Here is a 2,582-nt window from a genome sequence, read left to right as displayed (position 1 = left end):
ACTTTTTCTTGAATAACACTAAGGGATGTAGATTTAACTAAATGCCACCCATCACATCTTTCACCCCAAACGTAGTGCTCTGCATTTTCACGAGATATGACTGTCAAATTTCCTCCTAGAGCCTAACGCCCAGTTAAGTAGCCAAAAACGCACAAATGCTGCTTCTGCAAACTACCCTAACCACTAAACCCAACGCAAACTAAAAATGCCACGCGTTTTTGGTCTGCTTGAACTGTTTGTTAGAGCGATACAAACAAAAAACCCGCTTGGCAATGAAGCACTTAGCTTGCATTCAATGAAAGGTATCTTAACCAACAAAATCTTCTGCAACCAGTCCACGAAACCCAAAACGCCAATTCAGTCGAGAATTTAGGAAAACGCACCAAGAGCAAAGCTTCAAAACACAGCGAACCGAATTGATTTTGAAAGCTTGCAGCAACTTGGATGACGACGACTTTTCCACCTTGATGCTGGTTGAGGAATCAAACTCAAAGACACTGAAGCCAGCAACTTTCGAAATCCTTAAAACCTTTGAATTATCAAAGCGCTATAACGCCGCATTAAGGCGTGAGCGGCGCTTGGCTATACTTGAGCGAAACGAAACTGCCAAGCGTTGCGAATCACTCTTAAATGCTTTGTTATGCATTTATGATACTAGCTAGTGTGTCTGATGCTTTTAAACTATTTATCAACGTAACCTTATAGTTATCTCCAGAAGCCCCTTGCCCAATTGGCAAAGCGCCAAAACGTCTTAAGTGCAGTTGAAATAATTGTGACTCAATACTCTTTCTAGCAACTTTGTTTCTCTGGCTATCAAGGACGTATATTTCTAGTTTCAACTTTTTACCAAGCCAGTAATACCTTGAGATCGTGAAATTAGTACCGGTATCACCGCCAATGTTTTCTTCTGTGCTTATATGCTGACTAAATCGTGTACCTGTTTTTCGTTCTCTGCCAGCTTCTCCAATATAGATGATAGAACCATCTTGGCTTGGGTAATTAATAACCTCATCAACCAATGAATAAACGTAAATTAAATCAACACCATCACCCAGCATCGCTTCATTTTTCAATGATAGAAGCTTTTTTCTATCTTCTAGTGTCCCTTTCTGAATCGTTAACTCTAAATCTGGCTTTCCACCAGAAAGTAGTCTAATCATGAAAACTCCCGAAATGCATAACGCCAGCTTAAACCGCAAACAACGCACAAAACAAGCCGCTGCACTGCGCCTTAAACACTAAATTCACCGCAAACTAAAAATGCCACGCGTTGTTTGTCGGTTTGAAGCTTTTGTTAGAGCGATACAAGCAACAAACTCGCTTGGCAATGAAGCACTTAGCTTGCATTCAATGAACGGCATCTTAACCAACAAAACTTACTGCAACCAGACCACAGAACCCAAAACACCGATTCAGTCGAGAATTTAGGAAAGCAAGCCGGAAACCAAACTTCAAAATCTGATGAAGCTGAATGATTTTGAAACCTACAGCGACTTGGCTTGCGAGAATTTACCACCTTGATTCAGGCTAAGGAATCGAACTCAAAAACACTGACGCCAGCAATTTTCGAGAGCCTTACAACCCTTGAATTATCAAAGCGCTATAACGCCTTGCTAAGTGGCTGATAACGCACACCTAACCCAAAGCAACGCACCTTAAACACAAAACCACTTGGAACCAAAAATGCCAAGCGTTAGCAGTCCGTCTTGAGCAATTTGTTAGTTTGCATACCCGACCAAGCCAAAGGCTAGATGCCAAGGTGCTGAATTGATAGCTAAGCTAATGAATTCGAGCGCATAAGTAAACCGAACCGTTCAAAACTCAAACCCCACCAACAAAACGACCTTGGCTAAGAAGCAGCATGAGTTGAAAACCTACAGTTCAACGCGCTTTAAATAAGAAAGGATACTTTCGGAAAACTAGAAAACCAAGTGCGCGATTACCCCACTTTACCGCGAAGTATCAGAAACAAAGAAGAAGCGCACAAGAAATTGCATAAAAGTTAGAGCCAGTAAATGACTACCCCACCACCAACTCTTCCCAAATAGTGCCACCGGAAAGTTCGTGATATTAGAAAACTAGCAGGTGAAAAGCACAGAAACCGAGCAAGCTTTTAGACCCAAAATGCTTTTCTGCCCTTTGCAAACTAACGCCCAGTTAAGTAGCCAAAAACGCACAAATGCTGTTTATGCAAACTACCCTAACCACTAAACCCAACGCAAACTAAAAATGCCACGCGTTTTTGGTCTGCTTGAACTGTTTGTTAGAGCGATACAAACAAAAAACTCGCTTGGCAATGAAGCACTTAGCTTGCATTCAATGAAAAGCATCTTAACCAACAAAATCTTCTGCAACCAGCCCACAAAACCCAAAACACCGATTCAGTCGAGAGTTTAGGAAAACTAGCCGGAAACCAAACTTCAAAATCTGATAAAGCTGAGCAATTTTGAAACCTACAGCGACTTGGCTTACGGAGAATTTCCCACCTTGATTTAGGTTAAGGAATAGAACTCAAAAACACTGAAGTCAGCAATTTTCGAGAACCTTAAAACACTTGAATATTCAAAGCGCTATAACGCCAG

1 protein-coding gene is annotated in these 2,582 nt (G+C 41.4%); it reads right to left on the bottom strand.

Going from position 1 to position 2,582, the window contains the following annotated elements:
* Positions 1-638: 638 nt before the first annotated feature.
* Entirely contained in the window at positions 639-1,160 is a 522-nt protein-coding gene (locus CW749_RS26930; protein WP_101115559.1) for a hypothetical protein, read from the bottom strand.
* Positions 1,161-2,582 lie beyond the last annotated feature (1,422 nt).

The organism is Vibrio sp. vnigr-6D03 (assembly GCF_002835515.1).
Classification (GTDB): domain Bacteria; phylum Pseudomonadota; class Gammaproteobacteria; order Enterobacterales; family Vibrionaceae; genus Vibrio; species Vibrio penaeicida.
The sequence above is the reverse complement of the archived record's forward strand: the minus strand, read 5'-3'. Positions and strand labels throughout refer to the sequence as shown.

What these genes read in the sequence shown, in the direction of transcription:
- CW749_RS26930 (WP_101115559.1), bottom strand. Translation starts at nt 1,160, where the DNA reads ATGATTAGACTACTTTCTGGTGGAAAGCCAGATTTAGAGTTAACGATT.